The organism is Rothia uropygialis, from assembly GCF_004137765.1.
GTDB lineage: Bacteria > Actinomycetota > Actinomycetes > Actinomycetales > Micrococcaceae > Rothia.
The window spans coordinates 61,319-82,832 of record NZ_NOIS01000004.1; the positions used below are offsets into that span (position 1 = coordinate 61,319).

At 59.6% G+C, this 21,514-nt stretch carries 20 protein-coding genes; 12 read left to right on the top strand and 8 right to left on the bottom strand.

The window, feature by feature from the left end:
- Window positions 1–65: 65 nt before the first annotated feature.
- The 3 genes from EWV35_RS09615 (at window position 66) to mgtE (ending at window position 3,632) form a co-directional block, all read left to right on the top strand.
- Window positions 66–842, top strand: a complete 777-nt coding sequence (locus tag EWV35_RS09615) for an IclR family transcriptional regulator (protein WP_129661235.1) — start codon at window positions 66–68, stop codon at window positions 840–842.
- A gap of 538 nt (window positions 843–1,380) precedes the next feature.
- Window positions 1,381–1,974 (top strand): PepSY domain-containing protein, encoded by a 594-nt coding sequence (locus EWV35_RS09620; protein WP_129661238.1) that lies wholly within the window; start codon window positions 1,381–1,383, stop codon window positions 1,972–1,974.
- Between the two features lie 299 nt (window positions 1,975–2,273).
- On the top strand, window positions 2,274–3,632 hold the full coding sequence (mgtE, locus tag EWV35_RS09625; RefSeq protein WP_129661241.1) for a magnesium transporter: 1,359 nt from the start codon (window positions 2,274–2,276) through the stop codon (window positions 3,630–3,632).
- 166 nt (window positions 3,633–3,798) lie between these two features.
- Here the strand turns inward: mgtE and EWV35_RS13200 are convergent, their stop codons facing one another.
- Both EWV35_RS13200 and EWV35_RS09630 read right to left on the bottom strand, forming a co-directional pair.
- Complete coding sequence (locus EWV35_RS13200; protein ID WP_165168497.1) at window positions 3,799–3,960, bottom strand: hypothetical protein; 162 nt, start codon at window positions 3,958–3,960, stop codon at window positions 3,799–3,801.
- Between the two features lie 18 nt (window positions 3,961–3,978).
- Window positions 3,979–5,520: a sulfatase-like hydrolase/transferase gene (locus EWV35_RS09630; RefSeq protein WP_129661244.1), complete on the bottom strand. Its 1,542-nt coding sequence runs from the start codon at window positions 5,518–5,520 to the stop codon at window positions 3,979–3,981.
- Window positions 5,521–5,879: 359 nt separating this feature from the next.
- Here EWV35_RS09630 and EWV35_RS09635 point away from each other — a divergent pair, with 359 nt between their 5' ends.
- A complete protein-coding gene (locus tag EWV35_RS09635) occupies window positions 5,880–6,326 on the top strand; it encodes a DUF2871 domain-containing protein (RefSeq protein WP_129661247.1) in 447 nt (148 codons plus the stop codon).
- A gap of 3 nt (window positions 6,327–6,329) precedes the next feature.
- Entirely contained in the window at window positions 6,330–7,973 is a 1,644-nt protein-coding gene (locus EWV35_RS09640) for an MFS transporter (RefSeq protein WP_129661250.1), read from the top strand.
- A 164-nt stretch (window positions 7,974–8,137) separates the two neighbouring features.
- On the opposite strand, the gene EWV35_RS09645 is transcribed toward EWV35_RS09640, so the two are convergent.
- Together EWV35_RS09645 and EWV35_RS13535 are read right to left on the bottom strand one after the other, a co-directional pair.
- Window positions 8,138–8,971, bottom strand: coding sequence for an NAD-dependent epimerase/dehydratase family protein (locus EWV35_RS09645; protein WP_129661253.1), 834 nt, complete (start codon window positions 8,969–8,971; stop codon window positions 8,138–8,140).
- A complete protein-coding gene (locus tag EWV35_RS13535) occupies window positions 8,971–9,435 on the bottom strand; it encodes a MarR family winged helix-turn-helix transcriptional regulator (protein ID WP_274542956.1) in 465 nt (154 codons plus the stop codon). The genes EWV35_RS09645 and EWV35_RS13535 overlap by 1 nt, the downstream gene beginning before the upstream one ends.
- An 80-nt stretch (window positions 9,436–9,515) precedes the next feature.
- Between EWV35_RS13535 and EWV35_RS09655 the strand changes: the two genes are divergently transcribed.
- The gene (locus EWV35_RS09655; protein ID WP_129661257.1) at window positions 9,516–9,935 is read left to right on the top strand and encodes an organic hydroperoxide resistance protein; all 420 of its coding nucleotides are present in this window, start codon (window positions 9,516–9,518) and stop codon (window positions 9,933–9,935) included.
- A gap of 155 nt (window positions 9,936–10,090) precedes the next feature.
- Here EWV35_RS09655 and EWV35_RS09660 read toward each other — a convergent pair whose 3' ends face one another.
- Window positions 10,091–11,110: an alpha/beta hydrolase family protein gene (locus EWV35_RS09660; RefSeq protein WP_129661260.1), complete on the bottom strand. Its 1,020-nt coding sequence runs from the start codon at window positions 11,108–11,110 to the stop codon at window positions 10,091–10,093.
- Window positions 11,111–11,598: 488 nt separating this feature from the next.
- Here EWV35_RS09660 and EWV35_RS09665 point away from each other — a divergent pair, with 488 nt between their 5' ends.
- Both EWV35_RS09665 and EWV35_RS09670 read left to right on the top strand, forming a co-directional pair.
- Window positions 11,599–14,880, top strand: a complete 3,282-nt coding sequence (locus EWV35_RS09665; RefSeq protein ID WP_274542959.1) for an LPXTG cell wall anchor domain-containing protein — start codon at window positions 11,599–11,601, stop codon at window positions 14,878–14,880.
- Window positions 14,881–15,094: 214 nt separating this feature from the next.
- Window positions 15,095–15,643, top strand: coding sequence for a class F sortase (locus tag EWV35_RS09670; RefSeq protein ID WP_165168501.1), 549 nt, complete (start codon window positions 15,095–15,097; stop codon window positions 15,641–15,643).
- A 116-nt stretch (window positions 15,644–15,759) separates the two neighbouring features.
- On the opposite strand, the gene EWV35_RS09675 is transcribed toward EWV35_RS09670, so the two are convergent.
- On the bottom strand, window positions 15,760–17,208 hold the full coding sequence (locus EWV35_RS09675; RefSeq protein WP_129661270.1) for an APC family permease: 1,449 nt from the start codon (window positions 17,206–17,208) through the stop codon (window positions 15,760–15,762).
- Window positions 17,209–17,449: 241 nt separating this feature from the next.
- Between EWV35_RS09675 and EWV35_RS09680 the strand changes: the two genes are divergently transcribed.
- Together EWV35_RS09680 and EWV35_RS09685 are read left to right on the top strand one after the other, a co-directional pair.
- Window positions 17,450–17,857 carry a VOC family protein gene (locus tag EWV35_RS09680; protein ID WP_238654383.1) on the top strand — a complete coding sequence of 136 codons (408 nt, stop codon included), beginning with the start codon at window positions 17,450–17,452 and terminating at the stop codon, window positions 17,855–17,857.
- A gap of 54 nt (window positions 17,858–17,911) precedes the next feature.
- Window positions 17,912–18,463, top strand: a complete 552-nt coding sequence (locus EWV35_RS09685) for a CE1759 family FMN reductase (RefSeq protein WP_165168503.1) — start codon at window positions 17,912–17,914, stop codon at window positions 18,461–18,463.
- Here EWV35_RS09685 and EWV35_RS09690 read toward each other — a convergent pair.
- Entirely contained in the window at window positions 18,455–19,753 is a 1,299-nt protein-coding gene (locus EWV35_RS09690; RefSeq protein ID WP_129661277.1) for an Nramp family divalent metal transporter, read from the bottom strand. The two genes, EWV35_RS09685 and EWV35_RS09690, sit on opposite strands and share 9 nt — an antisense overlap.
- Before the next feature lie 171 nt (window positions 19,754–19,924).
- Here EWV35_RS09690 and EWV35_RS09695 point away from each other — a divergent pair, with 171 nt between their 5' ends.
- Both EWV35_RS09695 and EWV35_RS09700 read left to right on the top strand, forming a co-directional pair.
- The gene (locus EWV35_RS09695) at window positions 19,925–20,371 is read left to right on the top strand and encodes a 2TM domain-containing protein (protein WP_129661280.1); all 447 of its coding nucleotides are present in this window, start codon (window positions 19,925–19,927) and stop codon (window positions 20,369–20,371) included.
- Entirely contained in the window at window positions 20,368–20,727 is a 360-nt protein-coding gene (locus EWV35_RS09700) for a helix-turn-helix transcriptional regulator (protein ID WP_129661283.1), read from the top strand. The genes EWV35_RS09695 and EWV35_RS09700 overlap by 4 nt, the downstream gene beginning before the upstream one ends.
- A 3-nt stretch (window positions 20,728–20,730) precedes the next feature.
- Here the strand turns inward: EWV35_RS09700 and EWV35_RS09705 are convergent, their stop codons facing one another.
- Window positions 20,731–21,468, bottom strand: a complete 738-nt coding sequence (locus tag EWV35_RS09705) for an HAD-IIB family hydrolase (protein WP_129661286.1) — start codon at window positions 21,466–21,468, stop codon at window positions 20,731–20,733.
- Between the last annotated feature and the right edge of the window lie 46 nt (window positions 21,469–21,514).

Genomic DNA, 21,514 nt, shown 5'->3' on the forward strand with positions numbered 1-21,514 from the left:
GTGGCCGCGTTCCTAAACAACAACGCTAGTTGCTCCATACGCACGCGACTGTCATCATATGCAGTATGGCGAGCGAGAATTTGAGCAGCGTGCACCGTGCACTTGATGTCCTACGCGTTCTCGGACAGGGCCCTATGGGGGTTCAGGACGTGGCTTCCGCAGTGGGGCGGGAGAAAACCCAGGTCTCCCGAACGTTGAAGGTCCTGGCTCAAGAGGGCTTCGTCGAAAGGGACGCCCGCAGTCTGCGCTACAGCCTCGGGTGGCAGGTGCTGGCCCTGGCGACGTCGGCGTCCCAGGACCGACTTCAGAGAGAAGCCCCCGGTGTTCTGCGGGCCCTCGTGCGCAGAGTAGGAGAGCCCGCCTACCTGACCGTTCTTTCAGGCCAAGGTGCGATGACACTCCTGACCGAGCGCACCTCCCGCGGGATCCAGGCGAACGAGTGGGTCGGTCGCACGTCGCCGCTCAGTTGCACTTCCGCAGGTCGCGCACTGATGTTCGGACTCGACGAGCCTCATGTCCGGTCGCTCCTGGAAGGATCCGGCTCCCCGCTTCCGGGCACCGTCTCGTCACCCCGTGACGTCTCGGCCGTACTACTGCGTCTGCGCAGCGAACGCGGGAAAGGTTACTCGGTAGCTATAGAGGAATCCGAACCAGGACTCGTCGCAGTTGCGGCCCCGGTATACGACCATCGAGGCGAAGTCGTCGCGGCCGTCAATGTGTCCGCACCTGCATTCCGCATGCCATCGGAGATCATCCCCCAGGCCGCCGATTCGGTGATTGCCGCGGCCGACGAGCTCTCGTCCTTGATCGGCGCGGCACCAGCAACCAGAGACCGCTCCTAGACGTCCACACTCGCCCCTATTTCCGAATACCCGATCTATGACCAACCGAATTCACGGATTCAGAGCAATTCGACAATTCCCTCTCCCACACGCTTTTGTCTCTGTTAGATTTATCAACATAATCTGCCATGTCATCGTAGAAGTGCGCACAAGATCTTTCTCCACATTGCATGCCCTGGGCGATTATTTCAGCCTGCGCGTCGTGGAGCTCGCGCTCAGGACCCAAATAAATTATTCGACAGGCCGCGGCGATCCAAGGCGTCGGCGCCCCGCAGGTGACAACCCTTGGTTGCATCGGCCGAAGCCGCTCCTCCTGCCCCACCCGGATCGAACCCCGCCTCCACTGCCGTGCGCTATAACTCAAGTCCTCAATTCTCAATAAATAATCTTAATTTCACGAAGAGCCCCGCCCCCCCCACCTCTACGATCCTATTTGTTTCTGTCTCAGCTTCAGCTCCGAAAATTTCCTCAGCCTTTCGGCTTTTACCGGGGAGTTACTCGTTGTAGCCTGAAAAAGCACCTCGAAAAGGAGACTGATATGCGACGGAAAATTGCGGCCGGAGTTTCGGTCGTATTTGCACTTGCGTTGACCGGATGCGGAGCCGACGATGCCTCAGACGACCAGGGCTCATCGTCGCCGACCTCGGCCAATGCCAGCGCATCGAGTGGTTCAACAGAAGACCTCGCGACCAAGAAGTTCCCCGTCAGCTGGAACGATGCCCTGAAGACGGCACAGGGCAAGTTCGACGGCGACGTTAGCAAGATCGAGTTGGAACCGAACCCCTCCGGCAAGTACGAGTACAAGATCGAGCTCCTCTCGGATCAGCAAAAGTATGCAATCCAGATTGACGCCGAGTCGGGTGACACCGTCAGTGAGAAAACCGATGACCTTGATCAAGAAGATATCGGAACGGAACGCGACTCAGACAAGATCGACGTATCTAACGTCATGTCATTGGAAGATGCAATGAAGAAGGCCAAGGCCGTTCACGACGGTCCCATTAACAAATGGAAACTTGAAGGAAAGGAACGTGGGCCCCAGTACGAGTTCGACATTGACAAGTCGGACGGGTCGGGTGATAACGAAGTCCAGATCGACGCCCATAGCGGCGAAACCATCCCGGATAGCTGATCCGGCCATCCTGCGGATGGGGCAGGGTTCGAGTCACGCCTCGAACCCTGCCCTTCTTTTGAGAAAATCATGAAAGAGTGCATGCTATAGAGTTGTTGTTCGGAGTTCACAAGTGATCTGGAAGCGAGGTGAGGCCCGATGGACAGTGAAAGTCCCAGTCATTCTTTATTGAGCGCCCCCTCCGGATCATTTTCCTGGGATTAACCAGGTCCATCAGCTGGAGCGGGCGTGATGTCCCGCGGTCACGCTGAGGCGATTCGCCCTCAGGTGATGAAATTCCTCTGCCTTAAGGAACCAGCATGAACACTCCTCAGACCACTGAAGTGGCCAACATCGTGGCGGACATTCAGCCGCTGATCCAGTCCAAAAACTTCGTCGCGATCGTCGACGCCGTGGCTCCCCTGACTCCCGAACAGGTCGCTTCCCTCCTGGAACGGTTGTCGGTCAATCACCTGGCGATCGTGTACCGCTTGTTGCCCAAGGAGAAAGCCTTGGAAGTCTTCGAGCGGCTCACTCCCAAGATGCAAAGCGACCTCATCGACGGCCTGCAGGATTCGGAAGTCTCAGCAATCTTTGCGGATCTCGACCCCGACGACCGTGTGTGGCTCCTCGACGAGCTGCCCGCGGCGCTCGCTCCTCGGCTCCTTCATGGGCTCTCTGCCAAGGACCGCGAACTGACCTCGGGAGTACTCGGATACCCGAAAGGGTCCGTTGGTCGACGCATGAGCCCGGAGTACGTATCCACGCACCCTGATCACACGGTGGCTCAGGCCCTGGAGCGGGTGAACCATCACCTCGCGGACGCCGAAACCGTGTACACACTTCCGGTATTGGACGGAAGCCGCCGCGTCGTCGGCGTCGTGAGCCTACGAGACCTCATGCGTTCGGAATCGCACGTGAAGATTTCCGAGCTGATGCACCAGGCCAAAACCACCTCGGCTTACCAGTCCGCAGAAGAGGCTGCCCGCCGCAGCACCAACCTGGGACTCCTCGCCCTACCCATCGTGGACAAAGAAGGTCGGCTCGTCGGTATTCTTACCATCGACGACGCCGTCCGCATCCTCGAGCACGAAGAGACGGAAGACTCGGCCCGACAAGGCGGCGTCGAACCCCTGGGGCGTCCGTACTTCGCGACCCCGATCCGTGCCCTCGTGAAATCTCGCATCGTATGGCTTTTTGTCCTCGCCATCGGCGCAACTCTGACTGTGCAGGTCCAGTCCCATTTCGAGGCGACCCTCGAGCAGGTAACGCTGCTCGCATTGTTCGTACCGTTGCTGATCGGGACCGGTGGAAATACCGGAAATCAGGCCGCGACCACCGTGACCCGAGCGTTGGCGCTGGGTGACGTCCAGCCGCGTGACCTGTTCAAGGTCCTCCTCCGCGAGCTGGGTGTGGGCTTCTCACTCGGAGCGACACTGGGCGCCCTGGGAGGCCTGCTGACCGCGCTCCTGTACGAACCGCGCATCGGAGTAGTCATTGGGCTGACGCTCGTGGCCGTGTGCTCCTTGGCCGCGACGGTCGGAGGGGTCATGCCCATGATTGCGCGGGCGCTTCGAGTGGACCCCGCGGTCTTCTCGAACCCGTTTATCAGTACCTTCGTGGATGCCACCGGGTTGATCGTGTACTTCCTGATTGCCCGAGCTGTCCTTCAGATCTAGGGACCAGTAATGGCCAGCCTGGACGAGGCGGCTGAGCATGGAGAAAACATCATACGCAACCGCTTTAGCCAGTGAATACGGACGGGACCTGAGCCCGCCCCGCGGGCACCCCACGTTGGGTGGGGGTTGCCCGATTGAGAGGCCCTTTCATGCGTTAGGTGGCGGGTTATACCTCCTCCGAACGCAGGAAAACGGAACCGAATCGGGCAACCCCCACCCAATAGCACGCCGGCACGGGGCACGACGCCGACGGCACACCCGCGAGATGACAATTCTGGGCTCCCGCGGCGAGAGCCAATGACTCGCTCGCCAGTTCCGCCGCCATCACGACGGCCCCTTCCTCGCCCTAGCCTGACCAGGCCTTGGAATAGAAATCCTTTGACCGGGAATCCAGAAGTTCGCGGTATGCGTCCGGATCCAAGGCTTGGGCAGAGCCCTCAGGGATCTGCGAGGTGAAAGCTGACACTCCCAGTCCCGCCTGATGGTCCTTCAGCTGGAGGCCCGCGGCTTCCAGGATCGTGGGGTACATGTTCAGCTGGTCCACGGGGGCACGCAGATTTCGGTTCTTGTTCTCTCCCGGAACCCAAATGCGGTTGAAGATCGAACGATTGGGGTTGTTGTCCAACTGCTCGTGGAATGCGTCGCCCGCGCTCATGTGCTTCAGGTGGTCACCCATGATCACAACCGACGTGTCGTCGAGGTAGCCCTTTTCCTTCATGTAGTCCACGAATCCGGTGACCTGTTCCATCGAACAGGCGTAAACGGAAGTGACGTCGCTGTCCGTGTCCACGTTGCAATAGTCGAAGATGTGCACCGGCTCGTGCGTGTCCAAGGTCAGCATGGACAGGTTGAAGGGTTGTCCGGTCTGTTCCGACTCGGCGTGGAGCTGATCGATCTCCTCCTTGGCATGAGCCATCAGACGCTCGTCGCTCAAGCCCCAGTCGCTCCGGAAGTTCTTCTCCGGCTCACCAGCGGCGCGCCAGTCGTTGAGGTCTTTCTCCTCGGAGTAACCGTGGCTGCTCAAGAAGGTGTCTTTGGAAGCAAAGGACCCATTGGCCCCGCCCATGAAGACGTTCTTGTAGCCGTGGTCCGCAAGCACGTTGCCTGCGCAGTTGACACCGCCCAGATACGAAGCCTGCGACTCCTCCGACTTCCCGATGGATCCGCTGCCCTCACCGATGCCGGGTCCCTTGAGCGGAATTCCGCACTGCGTGGACGTCAGCCCCGCCATGGTCCAGCCTCCGCCCTCGTACTGCTGCAACCCGTCGACACTCTGCCAACCATCAGACTCTTGGGTGGCGCCTTCGAGAGATTTGAAAGCATCCTTCTCGAAGAGCTGATCGTCGGTCAGGGTCTGCTCGCCTGACTCAAGGTAAATGGTCACCAAGTTGTTCTTTTTCGAATCGTCGGTGACTTCCGGCTCGGCGTAGTAGTCACCCATGTCGTACTTGGAATTGGCAGACTTGATGTAGTCGCTCATGCCGACCGTGGTGGCAAATGCCGAACCGCCGCCGACGGTCAGAGCGAGGACCAGAACGGTTGAGATCGAGCGCCTGACCCACGGACGACGCCGCTTCGACTTGTCCCCACCGTTGCGTCGCAGCTTGCGCAATCGGAAATGCCGCCAGACAGCGATGCCGACGGTGATGAGGACCGGGGCAACTCCGATGCCCAGGATGCCCATCCAGACAATGGCTCCGCCACCGCCGTCGGTTTGAACCGATACGAGGTTCAGGAGCATCTGCCCCACGGAGATCTTGCCCCAGAAGAAACGAATGCCGAGGCCTGCGATGAGGAGCATAAGGCTCAGCCAGATCAGCACGTAAACGAGGACGCCCCCGATGACGACGCCGACTCGTCGGCTCACATCAAGAAACCGACTGGACATGGCATTACCTCGCGTTTCGACTTTCCATAGTTCTCAAAGGGCTGTTGGCACCCATCTCTCAATTATTCGGGCACATATAATGCTGGCTACCGTACACTACCCGTTCACGGATGGTTAACCTATTTGTGGTGTATCGCTCAACCTAGCCAGACCCGCGTTCCGAGCCCTTCGGCGGCACTGGTGGGTTTCGCGCGCGTGCGGGGCTATGGATTTTTCTCAGAGCGACACGCCGTGGGAAGAGCGATTCATCAATCATTCGGTTGATCCAGTCTTCAGTCTTTTACCCGATGTTCCGCAGGGCCGCGGCTTGGTTGAGTTGTATCTGCAACGCACAGCTCGTCCTGAGGAAGGAACCTCCCGTGAAAAAACTATTGAATGCGGCATTCATCTACATGCTCATCGGCGTACTGTCCGGCCTGTTCTACAGGGAATTCGCCAAGGCCAATGACTTCCCTGACGGGCAGTTCACGCAACTCGGCTTGGTGCACACCCACCTGCTCACCCTCGGCTTCATTGTCTTGCTGATCGTCCTGGTTCTCGAGAAGATTTTCCGCATCTCCGACAGCCGCAAGTTGTTCAACTGGTTCTTCTGGCTCTACAACATCGGCGTGGTTCTCACCTGCGCCATGCTTGCGTGGCACGGTTCGCTGACAGTCATCGGCAAAGAATCCAGCGCCATGATCTCTGGAATCGCGGGACTCGGACACATTTCCATTTCCGCCGGCATGATCGTGCTCTTCATCGCGCTTCGTCGCGCGATTTCGAAGGCTTCCGAGAACCGTTCTGAGCCCCGCCTCGAGGCCTGAAATATGGACACCTCCGCAACCACGCACGAAAACGCTCCGACCACGAAACAGTGGATCGGGCTGGCCACGCTCGCCGCGGGGTTGGGTTTGATCGTTCTCGACGGAACCATTGTGGGGGTCGCACTCCCCACGATCATCGGTTCCCTGGGGTTGGGCCTCTCCGACGCCCAGTGGGTCAACAGCCTGTACGCCGTTCTCCTCGCAGCGTTCCTCTTGCCTGCGGGCAAGCTCGCGGACCTGCTGGGTCGCAAGCGCATGTTCGTCGTGGGGCTCGGCGTCTTCGTCGGAGGCAGCCTCCTGGCTGCAGCCTCCACGGCGGCAGGCACGCTGATCGCAGCGCGAGCGGTGCAGGCCGTCGGCGCGGCGTTCATCATGCCGTCGACTCTCTCGACGGTAAACGCAGTCTTTCGCGGTAAGTACAGAGCCGTGGCTTTTGGGGTGTGGGGAGCCGTGATGTCGGGAGCCGCCGCCGTCGGCCCTCTCGCCGGTGGCGCACTCACCCAATGGGCTTCGTGGCACTGGATCTTCCTGATCAATGCGCCACTGGGGCTTGTTGTTGCGCTCGGAGCGCTGCTGAGCGTTCCGGAAACACGCGCCCCGAAGAAGCTTCGCGGTGCCGACGTGGCAGGTGCCTTGTTCAGCATGACGGGATTCGGTGCGCTCGTTTTTGCGGTCATCGAGGGGCCGGGCCTCGGGTGGTGGAGGCCCCACAGCGAACTCTCCATCGGAGCATGGACGTGGTCATCGAGTGCCCCCTTGTCCCCTGTCCCAGTGATACTCGCGGTGGCTGCGATCGCATTTGCGTCGTTCCTTCTGTGGGAACGGCACCGTCGGAACATGCATCGGGATGCTCTGGTCGATTTGAACCTGTTCGCCCTGTCGACCTTTTCCTGGGGCAACATCACCGCGGCTATGGTGGCGGTCGGTGAATTCGCCATCATTTTCGTCCTGCCGCTGTACCTGACGAATGCGCTGGGTCTGGAAGTCGTGGGCGCGGGGCTCGTCCTGGCCGCGATGGCAGTCGGGGCTTTCGTCTCCGGGGCCGAGGCGCGCCATATCGCGGCCAGGTTCGGGGCATCCGGAACGGTTCTCGTCGGGCTCGGACTGGAGATCATCGGCGTCATAGCGCTGGCGATGCTGATCACCGGTGAAACGTCCGGCTGGTTGGTCGCGGTACCGCTGACCCTCTACGGATTGGGGCTCGGCCTGGCCTCCGCGCAGCTCACGAGCACCGTTCTGCGTGACGTGCCGAAAGAGGAGTCGGGGCAGGGATCGGCAGTTCAGTCCACTGTCCGCCAAGTAGGGACCGCTCTCGGGACCGCCCTCGCCGGCGCCTGTCTTTCGATCGCGATGGCGGCGACGTTGCCTGCGAGGCTCTCGGGTATCGGTATTGACGGTTCGGATGCGGGTGCAGTTTCGGACGCAACCCGCCAAACCGCCGGCACCACGATCTCCCAGCTTCGCGATCAGGGCGGACCCGGCGCCTTCGGCCACGAGACTGCGGCGGTCATCGACGCACTGAGCAATGGTTTCGCGGATGCAACCCGATGGGCGCTCATCCTCGCGGTGGTTTTCCTGGCACTCGGCTTCATCGGTGCCGTGCGCGTCCGGAGCCAAGACACCGCGGAAAAAGCCCCAAACCGGTGACGCCGGGTGCGACGAGGATCTGCACGGAATCCGATCGATTCCGAGCGCTGCCTCTACGTGCGGGATTTCATCAAACACGCCCTTTCCCGAAGGTTGCGCCAGAGCGACTACGGGGGGGCAGCCCGGTTTCAGAGCGTATACAGCGACTCGTGGACCCGCTCGCGTCAGGTGCGGTCGGTCAGGAGCGCGGCATATCCTTCGCGGAAAGTTGGATACCGGACCTCTCGTACCATTGAGTGCACCAAGGACCCGTCTATCGTTTTGCCGCGATCGCGAGGTCTCGTTTCCGGTGCGGCTGGTGGTTCTGGGGCACCCAGGAGCCTAGCAATGTGGTCCGCGACTTCCCCCAAGGGTGCGGCTTCCCTGTCGACCGCGTGAACGATCGGCGGAGGGCTGTCGACTTCGAGTACTCTTTCGATCACCGTCACCAGATCGTCCCGATGTATGCGGTTTGTCATTCGGTCACGTACGAGCGGAGTTCCACGACGGACGCGGTCTATCAGGGCGCTTCTGCCCGGACCATAGATTCCGGCTGGCCGGATGATCGTCACGTTACGGAACAAGCGGGTGACCAGACCTTCGGCTTCCAACAGAATCCGGGAGGTTTCCCTCCGGGGCAGTGGCACGGTCTCCTCGGTGATGATCTCGCCGTCGCTCTGGCCGTAGACTCCGGTCGAGGAGATCAGCACTACCCTCGGTTGCTCGCCGCTTGCGCTCTCTGCCAGCGCGCGAGCCAGCCCGCGCAGTCCCCCGAGATGCGTGTGAGCGTATGCCTCTGTCTCGGCGGCATCCGCCGTCAGGGAAACAACCACCGCGTCCGGATTCGGAATTCTCGTACTTCCCGGATTCGTCAGGTCCAAGCTCATCGGAGAGATCTCGGCAGGCAAAAGCTTCGCTCGACGTCGCACCCCGGTCGCTCGCCAGCCATTTCGGACCAGGCGTTGGCCCAGGTGGATTCCGACGTCACCGCACCCCGCAAGCACAACACTGCGAGCCATTAGCTGCGCCCGGCTTCAAAGGCCTCGGCAACCCCGTTGAGTTGGCTTTTGAATGATGAATAGCCTTCGGGTTCGAGGGGGAATTTGGCCCAGACCTTTTCCGGAACGTCCTCGGCAGGGCGTTGGAGTTCCTGACCCCGGTCGGTCAGGACAATGAGCCGACGCCGCTCGTCATGGGGATCCCGCCGCCGCACCACGAGGCCTCGCTGCTCAAGGCGACGCAGCACTGGAGTCAGGGTTCCGCTGTCCAGACCGAGGAGTTGCCCAATTTGCCCAACGCTTTGGGAGTCATTGCTTTGGGAGTCATTCGATTGCCAGAGCGCAAGCATCACCAGGTACTGCGGATAAGTGAGGCCCAATTCATCCAATAATGGACGGTAGGCACGGACCATGGCGTGACTGGCGCGATACAGGCTGAAGCACAGCTGATTGTCCAGGGCCAAGGGGGATTTCGAATTCGACACAACCGAACTCTAGCAAAACGGTTGACGCTTTTATATTGTGCCCAATATAGTCGTGCTTTAAGGAAACATTAAGGAGACCCATGGAACCGCTTTACACCGCAGAGGCACTCAGCACTGGAAATGGCCGCTCAGGGCACGTTCGATCGAGTGACGGCACCGTCTCCATCGATCTGGCTCCGCCCCAGGAGATGGGGGGAAGCGGGGAGGGCAGCAATCCCGAGCAGCTCTTCGCTGCGGGCTACGCGGCCTGTTTCCATTCGGCCCTTCAGTCGGTTGCGAAATCGGCTCACAAAAAACTCGGCGATTCCGCCGTTGGCGCGCGCGTCTCCATTGGCAAAGAGGGTGAAGGATACGGCCTTTCGGTCGTCTTGGAAGTCGTCGTCCCCGACCTTCCCGTTGAGGAGTCCCAAGAACTGGCGGACCAAGCGCACCAGGTTTGCCCCTATTCTCGCGCGACCCGCGGGAACATCGACGTGCAACTGAACGTCACCGACCAGTAGACAACACGCTGAAGGCCGCAGGTGCGAAAATTTCTGCCACACCTGCGGCGTCACTTAAGCTACGTCCCTATCTACCGAAACCACGATGGCTTCAGCAGATAGGGGCATGTTGGTCTCGGCATCTCCGCCGACCCAACTGCTTGAGAGACCTTCCATCAGGCGCTCCCCGGTTCGCCGACATCGCCCACATCCGCGTCGGCCGTCTCATCGATGATGTCCAGGATGTTGTTGAAGTGTTCCGATTGGGCCTCGACCAAAGAGCCGTGCGAATCCCCCTCCATGAGGCGCAGACTCCCCCGACCCCCCGCTTTCTTGACGGCATCGATGTACCGCCGGGAATTCTCGGGTGAAACGACCTGGTCCGCGGTGCCGTGGACCGCGACCACCGGCAGAGTGTTGTCGATGTTCTGTATGGGATCGACGTCGGAATAACGGGCCGCGATCTGATCGGGTGTGCCGCCCAGCGCATTGATGATATTGGTATCTCCGTGAGTCGCCGCATACGTCAGGTCAAGTGGACCGGCCAAGGAAACGACCCTCGTCGGGACGAATCGGGGGTGAACACCGAGCTCATGCTCCTGCTTCGAATCTCGAGTCCCGGCCCACATGGCCAACTGGGCCCCAGCGCTGTGGCCGACCACCAGTTCGTCGTCGGTCGTGAATTCCGGGTGCTTCTTGCTGAGCTCCGGGATGAAGTCCAGCGCGGACGCGACGTCCGTGAATGTCGTCGGCCAGCCACCACCTGATCCCACCCGTCGATACTCGATGTTGTATACCGCCATCCCCCGGTCGACCAGGGACTCGGCGTACGCGTCAAAGGATTCCGCCCCGATGGTGTTCTGCCATGCACCGCCATGGATCAGAACGACCAACGGCACCGACTTGGCGTCGTGCTTACCAGCTGGAAGATAGAGGTCGCCCCAGTTCTGAGATGGATCCCCTTCGCCGTCGACTGGGTAATTGATCCTTTTCGACAAGGGTTCATCACGTTGGACGACCGGTTCCTCGACATGCGAGGAGGAAGGCTGCTGCGATGCAGGGGCCGAAGAGGGGCCGTCCGAATCATCTCGCTGGCCCTGTGGATCTCCCGCAGAACACGAGGCAAGGAAGAACATGAGAGTCAGCCCGGCCGCGACTTTTCGAGCCCGACAGGCAAAATCAAGGGGAGAATTCATGGCAGACATTGTGCGAGCTGCTTCCTGACGCAGAACCGATGCGGTCCTGCCCCTTGAATAGTGAGTGACCGTCCCTATAAGTGCTACACATCACCGTATCAATGTCATGGAACATCACGTCAAGGTTTTTCTCTTGTTATGTATGATTTCGGTTCTCGAACCGGCCTCCGGGGAGATATCCACAGATTCCCGGATCCGTGCTCATCGACTTCCTCCAGAATCTAATATCTCTGTCCAAGGCCAATCGGTCGGACCAGGCACCGTTTGACGCCGGTCCGGCTACCGGCGGTTCCGGGCTTCTGACATCAGTTAAAGAACGCGCTGACGGATATCCGTTCGGAAAACCGGAAAAGCCGGGATGACTGTTTCATACCTTGGGGGAAGGTTTCATGTTGCTTTCAAACCGTCGAGAATTACGGGAACGTATCGCCAGTGCACATCGACTTCGCCTTCGTACGGTGGGGATATCGACGCTCAGCGGCTTGTTGATGGCCTCGGCCGTGGGAAGCCAATGCGCATGGGCGGCCACGCCCGAATTTTCGTCCGTTTCCACCAGCCGAGAAGCCTCCAGCTACCGCGAACGCGTTCAGGTGGAGACAACGGTTTTGGATACAGCAGTCTCCAACGCAGAAAATATGGGAGTTCAGGTCAGGAAGGAGGGCGTGATCAGTGAAACTGTCGAGAACAGAGCCGTGCCTGAACGCCTGGATGCAATCCGGAAATCATACCGAGAGCAAGCGAGCGCCCTGGAGGCTGCGTCCAGAAGACTCCAGGAGCTGAAGGCCGCGCACAGCATCAGCCAGTCTGAAGCCGAAGCGAAGTACCAGCGGGAGATGGCTGACTACGAACGAGATAAAGCTGCTTACGATCGAGCCAAAGAGCAGTACGACCGCGAGAAGGCTCAGTACGATACCCATCTCAAGGAGCAGATCACCGCGGCCGACCCCAATCATGCCCTCTCTCCCGGGAAACTCGTGTACGAGCAACCGTTCACCATCTCAGAAAACCGAAATAGCCTCGTTCGTATCGAAGGCATTGAGAGTCACCCCGGCCAGAACAACCTGTTCGACGCCCACAACAATTACAACTCGGATACCGTGACCCACGTGTATCCGACCGACGGATCCAATTTCACGGTCTCGTACAAGAACGTGGCTCGAGACAAGGCAACCGGTCGGTCGCTTGACGCGAGAATTCACGTATCGGACGTGGTCACATCCGCGACCAATCCGGGACGGCCAACCATCGAAGTCTTCTCGAATTATTCGGACAATGTGGCCCTCTACAACGTGACGGCGGTCAAACAAACCTTGAGCTTTGTGTTCTCCGACACCGGGGAGGAATACGACCACAACTACTATGTGTCCTTCGGTTCACTGAACGGTCAGCACCAAGCGGACAAGGCTCGCTATGAATATGCTCATGGGGTTTACGCTGCGGCCGGCCACGGGGTCATCGCGTCGTTCGTGAATCCGAAGTCAGAAATATCCCGGGAAGCCCAGACGGTCCACGGTTCGGCGTCCAAGGCTGTGACCAACGCGTTCATGCTGCCCCAAGGCGGGCGTCAGTCTCGGTCCATTGCTGATACCGATCCGGACATCATGACACACCTTGGCGTGACCTTCTTGGCACACAACAGCTCCTCATTCTGGGTCGGGACTTCTGGAGGCTCCCCTGGGCGCGATCCTGACGACGTCGAGGCCATTACGGCGACTTACAACCACGTCATGCTCTCCTCGGATACCGTTGCCCCTACCGAGGCGATGCCTACCCCTCCACGACCTCCCGCACTGCCAAAACGTCAGGAAGTACCACCCGTTGCGCCCGTAACCGCATCCGTTCGCTATCACGAGTTGTTCACACCGGGCTCTGGCACCCAGAAGGTCGCCCGCGGGGAAGGAAAATTCGTCCTCCCTGGGCAAACCACTCACCAGACGGTCACCAAGAGCACCGGTTTCGAACCACTCAAGCAATTCGTCATTGGTGACAATGTCTTCGCGACCGAAGACGGGCGCGTCCCGGTAACTGTGGATATGGCCTCAGTCCGAGTTGAGTCCGAAGGAGTTGACGTTTCGGACCGGTTCCATCTCATCAAGGAAGAGACGGAATTCCAAGGCAAGAAGGTTCTCCAAGTCCGGGCAGAAGCCAAGGACGCCCAAACTCTCACAAAGAACACCGCCTATACCCTCAGTCTGAGTCAGACGGCCTTGGCCGACGGCTTTGCGGATGATGAGTGCGACGCCGGATTTTCGATTGTCAACGGAAGACTCGATTACACGGAGACCCACGCCTACCACGAGCCATCGATCGATCCCCACAAACGCGGGGCCCATTCGGTCAACGGCGAAGACATCGATCGGAAAGCCGTCACCATTGGGGAGACGATCCAATACTTTCTTTCCCTGGATGCGTCCCAGCTTGCCGAGACCGTCGAACCGATCACCCGCTTTGGCATGATTGATGACTACGACGAGGCGCACGGCAGCATCGACGTGTCCTCGATCCGAATTTACAAGGTTCCTTCCGAGGCAGATGGCGTCAATCTGAAGGCTCTCCGAGAAGTAGTCACCATGGGGTCTGAAGATGTCACCGGTCAATTCGAACTGAAGGATGCGGGCGCGGCGGGCCTGTCCATCATGGCCAAGGTCGAAGGCGGGCGACTCGTACCGCCTCTCGGGTGCAAATATGTAATTTCACTTCCCTACATGGTGACCATGAATGCCAATGGAGACATCAGCAATACCGCGTGGCAGATCGTCAACGATTATCGGGTTCAGACGGAAACCGTTGCCAATCACGTGAGAAAGATCAATCCGCATAAGGACATCGTCATGTCGTCGGCCGACCGAATATCGCTGAATGGAGGCACCATACCTCTGGGCCAAATGTTCGATTACAGACTGGATTCCTCCGTACGTCCGGCCCAATACGCCGGACAGACCACCGAGTGGACGATCTTCGACGACTACGACGAATCCCATGATCGCTACGACGGCAACTTCGTAGTCCTCTCGACGAGCTCCTTTGTCCGCGAGAATGGTTCTGTGATCGGCCCGGGTGAAGACATCACCCGGTATTTCACTCAGAAAATCGACCAACGATCCGGCGCCGTGACGTATTCGGCCACGGATGAGTTCCTCAAGATTCTGAACCTCGAATCCAACCGTGCGAAAGAGCAGGCTTGGTCCGTCTACGTTCAAATGACCCGGATCGATGCGGGCGACGTCGAGAACACTTTCACGGAGTCCTATAACGGAAACTGGCTGAAGTCGAACCCCGTCCGGACTCATACGCCGGCTCCTTCACAACCCAGTGGTGAACCCCCTCGGCCACAGGAGCCGCCGGCCCAGCCTGCGCCTCCGCAGCCGGAGTCAAGGGATCCCGAACCGCCCGGAGACGGCACGCCACCGCCACAAGCAATCCCATCAGAAAAGCCAGCCGACGAACTACCGGGGCCGCCCCCTCGATCGCCCGGGTCACTAGCCCCGTCGCCAGAGGAACCTCACCGCGCTGGGCCGATCGCGCGCACAGGTGTCACTGGCGATAACGAAGTCAGCTCAGCCTCGGTAGTAGGCATCGGAATCGGAACCGCCCTTGTCGGATACGGGGCTTATCGGGGCCGCCACCGTCGCAAGGACCCATCACATACTGCAGATCGCGGTCCCCGTGCAAACCGATTCCTCCCCGCTATGGACGATCACTGGCGGCCAAAGGCGTGCACTTTCTCAGCGATGAGAACCGGGCATGATTACAATGCTGGAGGTTTCTAAACTCGAGCCTTCGTCGAGGGCGGGGACCCGCACCCTGGTTCCGATACTGCTAGGGTTGACGGTCATCCTGTTGGTGCTCGTCTGCGAGTTCTCCCCTTCGCGAAATGTTCCCCTCGCACTCAGACACCCCGGGTTTCTCCTGGGCCGGACCTCCACGTCACCGGAGGGACACACCCTTTTGGATCGGGGCCCACACAAGACTGCCCTCGATGAAATGACTCGTGGGCAATACGCCCCGCGTCCCGTCCGCGGTTTCAGGAATGCGCGATGTGAGACCAGCACCGTTGGGATTGTCCCAGACCTTCCTGGCAGCAATACGTGGAACGCACCGTCCGTCGGCGCCACGGCTGGATTCGACGTCGCCGAGACGAATGACCTCGGAGAATTGCCTCTACCGGAGGCACCACGAGGGGTCAGGGACAACGGGTCAGCAGATATTGGTTCCCGGTCCGGCTCAACTTTCTTGGCCGGCCACGTGAACCACAATTCTGGCGACCTTTCCCCTTGGGGGCACCTCCACGAGCTCGAACCCTGCGCTCCGATTTTCGCTGCGGGATCCGACGGGACAGCACACGCATACCGCGTTACCGACCTGTTTGTGGTCCCTCAGTCCAAGCTCAAGGAAGACCCGGATTTGCTGACTACGACAGGGCCGCATCGATTACATCTCGTCACGTGTTCCGGTCCTGAGGTAGCGGGAGTCAACAGAGGCCTCTTCACCTATCAGGACAACTTAGTAGTTCGGGCAAGCCCCGTCAGCTGATGGCTCTCCACAACGCACGCGCAGCCGCGACGGTCTGCGTGTTCCGGGAGCGGGCCGCCCCGATGGGCGACCCGCTCCCGTGTCTACGCTCTATCGAACTAGCTCACCGTTGGGAGCTAGTCCTCGAGATGCTCAATGTCTTCGAATACCTCCGTGTTATCGCCTTTTCGATGAACGAAAAACCAGTTGATGAGGCCCAGAGCTATGCCGATGATCAGCAGTGCCCCCGCAATCTCATATTGAATCCACGCCGATCGCTCTCGGGCCCAAGGCCCGGCAAGGAATACACACGTGATCACGCCCAGAATCGGAATGATCGTGGGAGATCGGAAGGCGCCCGGAGGGGTCGCGTCCCTGCGGAGCACCAGAAGAGACGCGTTGACCACCGCGAAGACGCACAAGAGCAACAGCGCGGTCGTTCCTCCCAGAGCCGCCACGATGCTCTTCTGACCGCTGACGTTGACGTACACGACCAGACCTACCGCCAAGAGCGTGGTGAACACGACCGCAACCCACGGAGACCGGCGCTTGGGCAGAACACTTGCGAATGGTCTGGGCAAGACGTGCTGCTTGGCGAGGCCATAGAGCAGGCGACTGGCCATGAGCATATTGATGAGAGCGGTGTTCACAACGGCAAAGACCGTCAAGAACGGGAAGATCACATCAACCGGGATGCCTGGGGCGCCCACACGCACGACGTCGAGCAGAACACCGGCATCCGGGTTCTTCGGGTCGGCGATGTCACCCGGAGGGATCACAATCGTCACGGTCACTGCAACCAGGATGTAAATGATCACGCATACGCCGAGTCCTGTAAGCATCATTCGGGGCATATCGCGCTTCGGGTCCTTGCACTCCTCCACCAAGTTCACGGAGTCCTCGAAGCCGACCATCGCGAAAAAAGCCACCGACGTCGCCATAGTCACCGCAGCGAACATGTTCCGGTCGCTGTGATTTTCGAAGACGACTATCCGGCCCAAGTCACCGTGCCCACTGACGATCGCGGCAAAACCGATCACAATGATGATTCCCATCGCGACCAGAGTCACCAACGTCAGGATCACGTTGAACTTCACGCTCTCACCGATTCCTCGGAGGTTCACGAGCCCAAGGATGATGATGATTCCGATAGCCATGAACATCGAAGCAGTGGGGCCGGAGGGAATCCCGGGAATGAACTGCCCAATACCGATCAGCAAATTCTTGCCGACCAAGGTCGACGACGTCGCCGCGCTCGTAATACCCGAGCATGCGACCGCGAAAGCAACGATAAAGGTAACGAAGTGTATTCCGAACGCTTTATGAATATAGAGAGCAGCACCGGCCGCCTGAGGATACTTGGTAACCAACTCAAGGTAGGAAAATGCCGTGAAGGTCGCGACGATGAAAGCGACGAGGAACGGCAACCACGCAACACCCCCGACTTCCTTGGAAACGGGACCGGTGATCGCGAATACCCCGGCCCCGATCACGTCTCCGATAATCAGCAGAATCAGCAGCTTGGGTCCGATGACCTTTTTGAGCTCCCTCGGTTGGGCGCTCGTCTCAGCTGTGTTGGTACCCATAATTGGGCCCCCTTCTCAGTCGATGCGAGTGTCATGCCGATTACAACCCACTGTGACCCAATCGGCAGAGACACAATTCAATCACGACTAGGTCGAGTTTGTCGGCAGTCTCTCCGTCGTCCACGAACCGGAATTCGAGGTATTCCCCTCGATGGGACCCCTCTGAACCTAGAAAAATTTTGGATATATAGAGCATGATGTACCCATACGAGGCCAACCGGCCACTATCGAACGTCCACCAGTGAAAGCGGCGAAAATCATGGATATCGTCAGGAAAAACGTTGTATTCGATGCATCCGATATCGAAGCAGAAACCTCCTTCTGGGCCAACGTTCTGGGCGGCCAGGTCAGCGACGAGGACAGCAACGATCCGCAGTGGCGGGACATCGTGGTGGCCGGGGAAATTCAGGTCTCGGTTCAGCACGCTCCCGATCACATCGCCCCGACTTGGCCCGCCGGTGAAGGCGACCAGCACCAGCAGCTACACTACGACCTCACCGTCACCCCAGCAGAGTTCGAGGACTCTTGCCAAGAAGTACTCGCGCTGGGGGCTCACTCGATCCAAGCGCCCCACGACCTAGAAGCTGCTCATGGTTTTCACGTCTTCGCCGACCCAGCAGGGCATCCATTCTGTATCTGCTGGGGATAACACGCGATGCCTCCCGTGCCATGCTGGGATGAGGCAACAATCCTCAGGAGAGTCATGCAAAGCGCGGAAATTACCATCATCACGGGCGGTTTGGCCCTGCATTCCTCATCCGCGCAGCTGGCGGACCGGTTCAAGGACGCCACGAAAAGCGAACTGCTCGACCGGGGCATTGAACCCAAGATCCGCACTCACCACCTGAGTCAGTTCTGCTATGAGATCGCCGATTTCATCACCAACGGATACCCGGAAGGGGAATTGGAAAGCCTTCTGAATGAGGTCCTGGACTCGGCAGGCATCATCACGGTGTCCCCCACTTTTCAGGGCAGCTATTCAGGCCTCTTCAAATCCTTCTGGGATCTGATATCTCCCGAGGACCTCTCCGGTAAACCGGTACTGGTCGGTGCCACCGGTGGATCTGCCCGCCAATCAATGGTCATCGAGTACTCGATGCGGCCGCTATTCAATTTCCTCCACGCCGACGTGACACCGACCGGGGTCTACGCAACATCGAACGAGCTGTCCTCGCATGAGGTCTTGGAGGGCCGCATAAGACAGGCTTCACGGGAATTCGTGAGCAAAGTTGCGCTCGGCACGTCGTCAGGCTAATCCGGAAAATGTCAGCACCACCAGCAATACGTTGAGCACAACAATCGCCGCGGTGACCACGACCGCAAAGACCCGAATCACCATCGGGTTGACCCACTGACCCATGAGTTGACGGTCCGCCGTGAACTTGGCCAGCGGAATGATTGCAAACGGGATACCCAAAGAAAGAACCACTTGACTGACCACCAAGCTCCACGTGGGGTCCCAACCGACGGCGAGGACCGCGAGCGCGGGAATCAAGGTGATGGCCCTTCGTGCTAGCAACGGGAGCTGAACGTGCAGAAGACCTTTCATGATCGCCGACCCCGCGTAGCAGCCGACTGAGGTCGAGGCCAGTCCGGAAGCCAACAGTCCCAGTGCAAAGACGAGCCCGACCACCGGCCCGAGATGATCGGAAATGGCCGTTGCAGCACCTTCGATGCTGTCCGTTCCGGGCACTCCGGGCAATGACGCGGCCGCCATGAGCAGCATGCCAATATTGACCGACCCGGCAAGAACCAGACCAAGGACGACGTCCCACCGCGTTGCTTTCAAAAGGCGTCCAGTCATCCCGTCGGCACGTCCCCGGGGGCTGCCGTGTCGGTCGCAGACAAGAGCCGAGTGCAGATAGATCGCATGAGGCATCACGGTGGCCCCCAGCATGCTCGCGGCAAGCAAGACGGACTGCGAATCCTGAAACCTCGGGACCAACCCCTCGGAGACCCCTGTCCAGTCCACGGGGCTGACGACCAGTCCGGCCATGAAACCGATCGTGATGACCACCAGAAGCCCGACGACGAGCGCCTCGAACCTGCGTGGATTGCGGCCGTTCTGGGTGGCCAGGAGAAGCATCGAAACAGCACCCACTAGTACTCCGCCCCATAGCAGCGGCAAACCGAAGAGAATGTGCAAGGCTATGGCTCCGCCCACGACCTCCGCGAGGTCCGTCGCTGCCGCCACAATTTCTGCTTGACCCCAGAACAGCAAACGGGGTCCTCGACGCATGCGCTGGCCCAGGAGATCCGGAAGGCTCTGCCCCGTGACGACCCCGAGTTTCGCAGACAAGTACTGCACCAGGACCGCCATGAGGTTCGCCAGGACGAGCACCCAGACCAGCAGGTATCCGTATTCGGCTCCCGCCGAGAGATTTGAGGCGACGTTTCCCGGATCCACATACGCAATCGATGCGACGAATGCTGGCCCCAAGAGCGCGAACCACCGCTTGCGCGGCAGAGTTGGAGATTGCTTATGGGGCACGGTGGTCGGCCGTGGCCTCGTCGTCTTATGGGATTCCACGGTCGCACCTCGCATCCGGACAGTTCTTCGCTCTGGCTGTTTTACAGACTACGCCGGGGCGAAGTTGGGGACCACCCCGGAGGCGCGACGTCGAATTCCGAGCCGGAACGCCCCGTTCAGTGAACGTTTGGCACAGTACCTTCGTACGCCTCGTTTACACCATTAGTGCCACCCTGGGGTCCAAATATGTCAGCTTCAGCTCAGATCATCTGTTCGACCAGCACTCGAGCCCACCTCTCACTCCTGCCCTTCGCCCTGAGTCTTATCGGCTCCAACATTCTGTTCCTCCTCCGGGACAATCGCATCAATGCGGTCTCCACCACGGCGCTGGGCGGCATTGCAGTCGGGTACACGACCTACCTCTTGACGGTGGGAAGAAAGCTGAACCGGATCCGATACGGCTCTTTCGTTGCTCATGCGCTCACCTACGGCATCTTCAACGTCGGCTATCTGCTCCACGCCTATTTCCTGGTCGCCCTGAACTCACCCGCAATCCTGACGGGCGGGGAATTCCCTCTGGATCCCCACTGGCTGGGAGCAACTTTGGGGATGGCCTCCTTCTGGGGAATCGGCCTGATCGCCCACGGAATCGGCGCCGTTGTGTCCCGCGGTTTCGAGGCGTCTCGCCCTTGAGCACTTCGGAAACGGGCCCCCAACCGCTGTCTTCTGAAGATCAGGAATGGGTAGAGGAACTGACCGCAAACTGGATCGAGGTCTACAAGAAGTCGGCCACGACCCTGGCACTGCTTAGGATCGTCCGCGATTACGGGCGACTACCGGCCCCTGCGATCCGCAACGAATTCGTCCGGGCCACGGGATGGTCCGTCACGGAGCGAGGGTTCTACAGGACCCTGAAGAGACTGGCCGACAGCGGAGCACTGTCCATTCGCAAAGTCGACATCGCCAGAACTGGCGCAAAACGCCACGACTTCGAGCTGACCCCTTTGGGCCACAACTACTTACGCAACATCGAGCAGGAACTCATGTGAGCCTCAGACGCGCGCCCGTGTGAGGCCGCGAATGGCCCGGGCAACGTCACCCGGGGCCAGGAAATGCTCGGCGAAAGAGAGCGACGGATGATCGCCTACGCAATAGCTCTGTTCCGCGTTGCGCAACAGGTCGACATCGTTCGCATCATTGCCGAACGCTGTATAGCTTCCGGCGGATACGCGCAACGGGCTCAACGCTGCAAACTTCGAAATTCCACTGGGCGCGACGTCGATCAACCCCTCCGCGGGATGGTGCGTCACCGTGAGGCCCGCCCTGCGCAGACGATCTATCGTCTGCGCATCCTCCGTGAACAGCACGGCCTTCGAGTAAGTTTCCAGCCGAGACCGCTCGACGTGGGAAGCCAACCGCCCGGCGTCCAGCTGCCGGAATATTCGATGATCCGCATCTCCGGTATAGGCGTAATCCCACGGGCCATCCAGCAGATACGCGTATTCATGTGCATCAATCAGTTCATCGAGCATCCTGCGATCCCCGGCCCGGAACCCCACAACCTCGGTTTGGCCTGCGTGACGGACAAAGGCCCCATTGCCCCCAATCAAAGTTTGGTCCTGAAGGTCCGTCGGGATCACGGGAACGAGGTCACGGAGAGGGCGGGCTGAGGCGAAAATGAGCTGCCGGAAGCCGCGGAGCTCCCGGAGGGCTTCAACGATGTCCTCCGAGATTCTATGCCCGTCAAAACAGATCGTTCCGTCCACGTCAAAAACTGCCGGGTTCTCCATAGCGGATGAGTCTATAAAGAATTCGAATCCTCGAACAAAGTGCGGC

Coding starts and splice junctions, on each gene's coding strand:
- EWV35_RS09615 (WP_129661235.1), top strand. CDS start 66: ATGGCGAGCGAGAATTTGAGCAGCGTGCACCGTGCACTTGATGTCCTA.
- EWV35_RS09665 (WP_274542959.1), top strand. CDS start 11,599: ATGGCCTCGGCCGTGGGAAGCCAATGCGCATGGGCGGCCACGCCCGAA.
- EWV35_RS09695 (WP_129661280.1), top strand. CDS start 19,925: ATGTCAGCTTCAGCTCAGATCATCTGTTCGACCAGCACTCGAGCCCAC.
- EWV35_RS09645 (WP_129661253.1), bottom strand. CDS start 8,971: ATGGCTCGCAGTGTTGTGCTTGCGGGGTGCGGTGACGTCGGAATCCAC.
- EWV35_RS09675 (WP_129661270.1), bottom strand. CDS start 17,208: ATGGGTACCAACACAGCTGAGACGAGCGCCCAACCGAGGGAGCTCAAA.
- EWV35_RS09690 (WP_129661277.1), bottom strand. CDS start 19,753: ATGCGAGGTGCGACCGTGGAATCCCATAAGACGACGAGGCCACGGCCG.
- EWV35_RS09685 (WP_165168503.1), top strand. CDS start 17,912: ATGCAAAGCGCGGAAATTACCATCATCACGGGCGGTTTGGCCCTGCAT.
- EWV35_RS09670 (WP_165168501.1), top strand. CDS start 15,095: ATGACTCGTGGGCAATACGCCCCGCGTCCCGTCCGCGGTTTCAGGAAT.
- EWV35_RS09640 (WP_129661250.1), top strand. CDS start 6,330: ATGGACACCTCCGCAACCACGCACGAAAACGCTCCGACCACGAAACAG.
- EWV35_RS09705 (WP_129661286.1), bottom strand. CDS start 21,468: ATGGAGAACCCGGCAGTTTTTGACGTGGACGGAACGATCTGTTTTGAC.
- EWV35_RS09630 (WP_129661244.1), bottom strand. CDS start 5,520: ATGTCCAGTCGGTTTCTTGATGTGAGCCGACGAGTCGGCGTCGTCATC.
- EWV35_RS09655 (WP_129661257.1), top strand. CDS start 9,516: ATGGAACCGCTTTACACCGCAGAGGCACTCAGCACTGGAAATGGCCGC.
- mgtE (WP_129661241.1), top strand. CDS start 2,274: ATGAACACTCCTCAGACCACTGAAGTGGCCAACATCGTGGCGGACATT.
- EWV35_RS09620 (WP_129661238.1), top strand. CDS start 1,381: ATGCGACGGAAAATTGCGGCCGGAGTTTCGGTCGTATTTGCACTTGCG.
- EWV35_RS09660 (WP_129661260.1), bottom strand. CDS start 11,110: ATGAATTCTCCCCTTGATTTTGCCTGTCGGGCTCGAAAAGTCGCGGCC.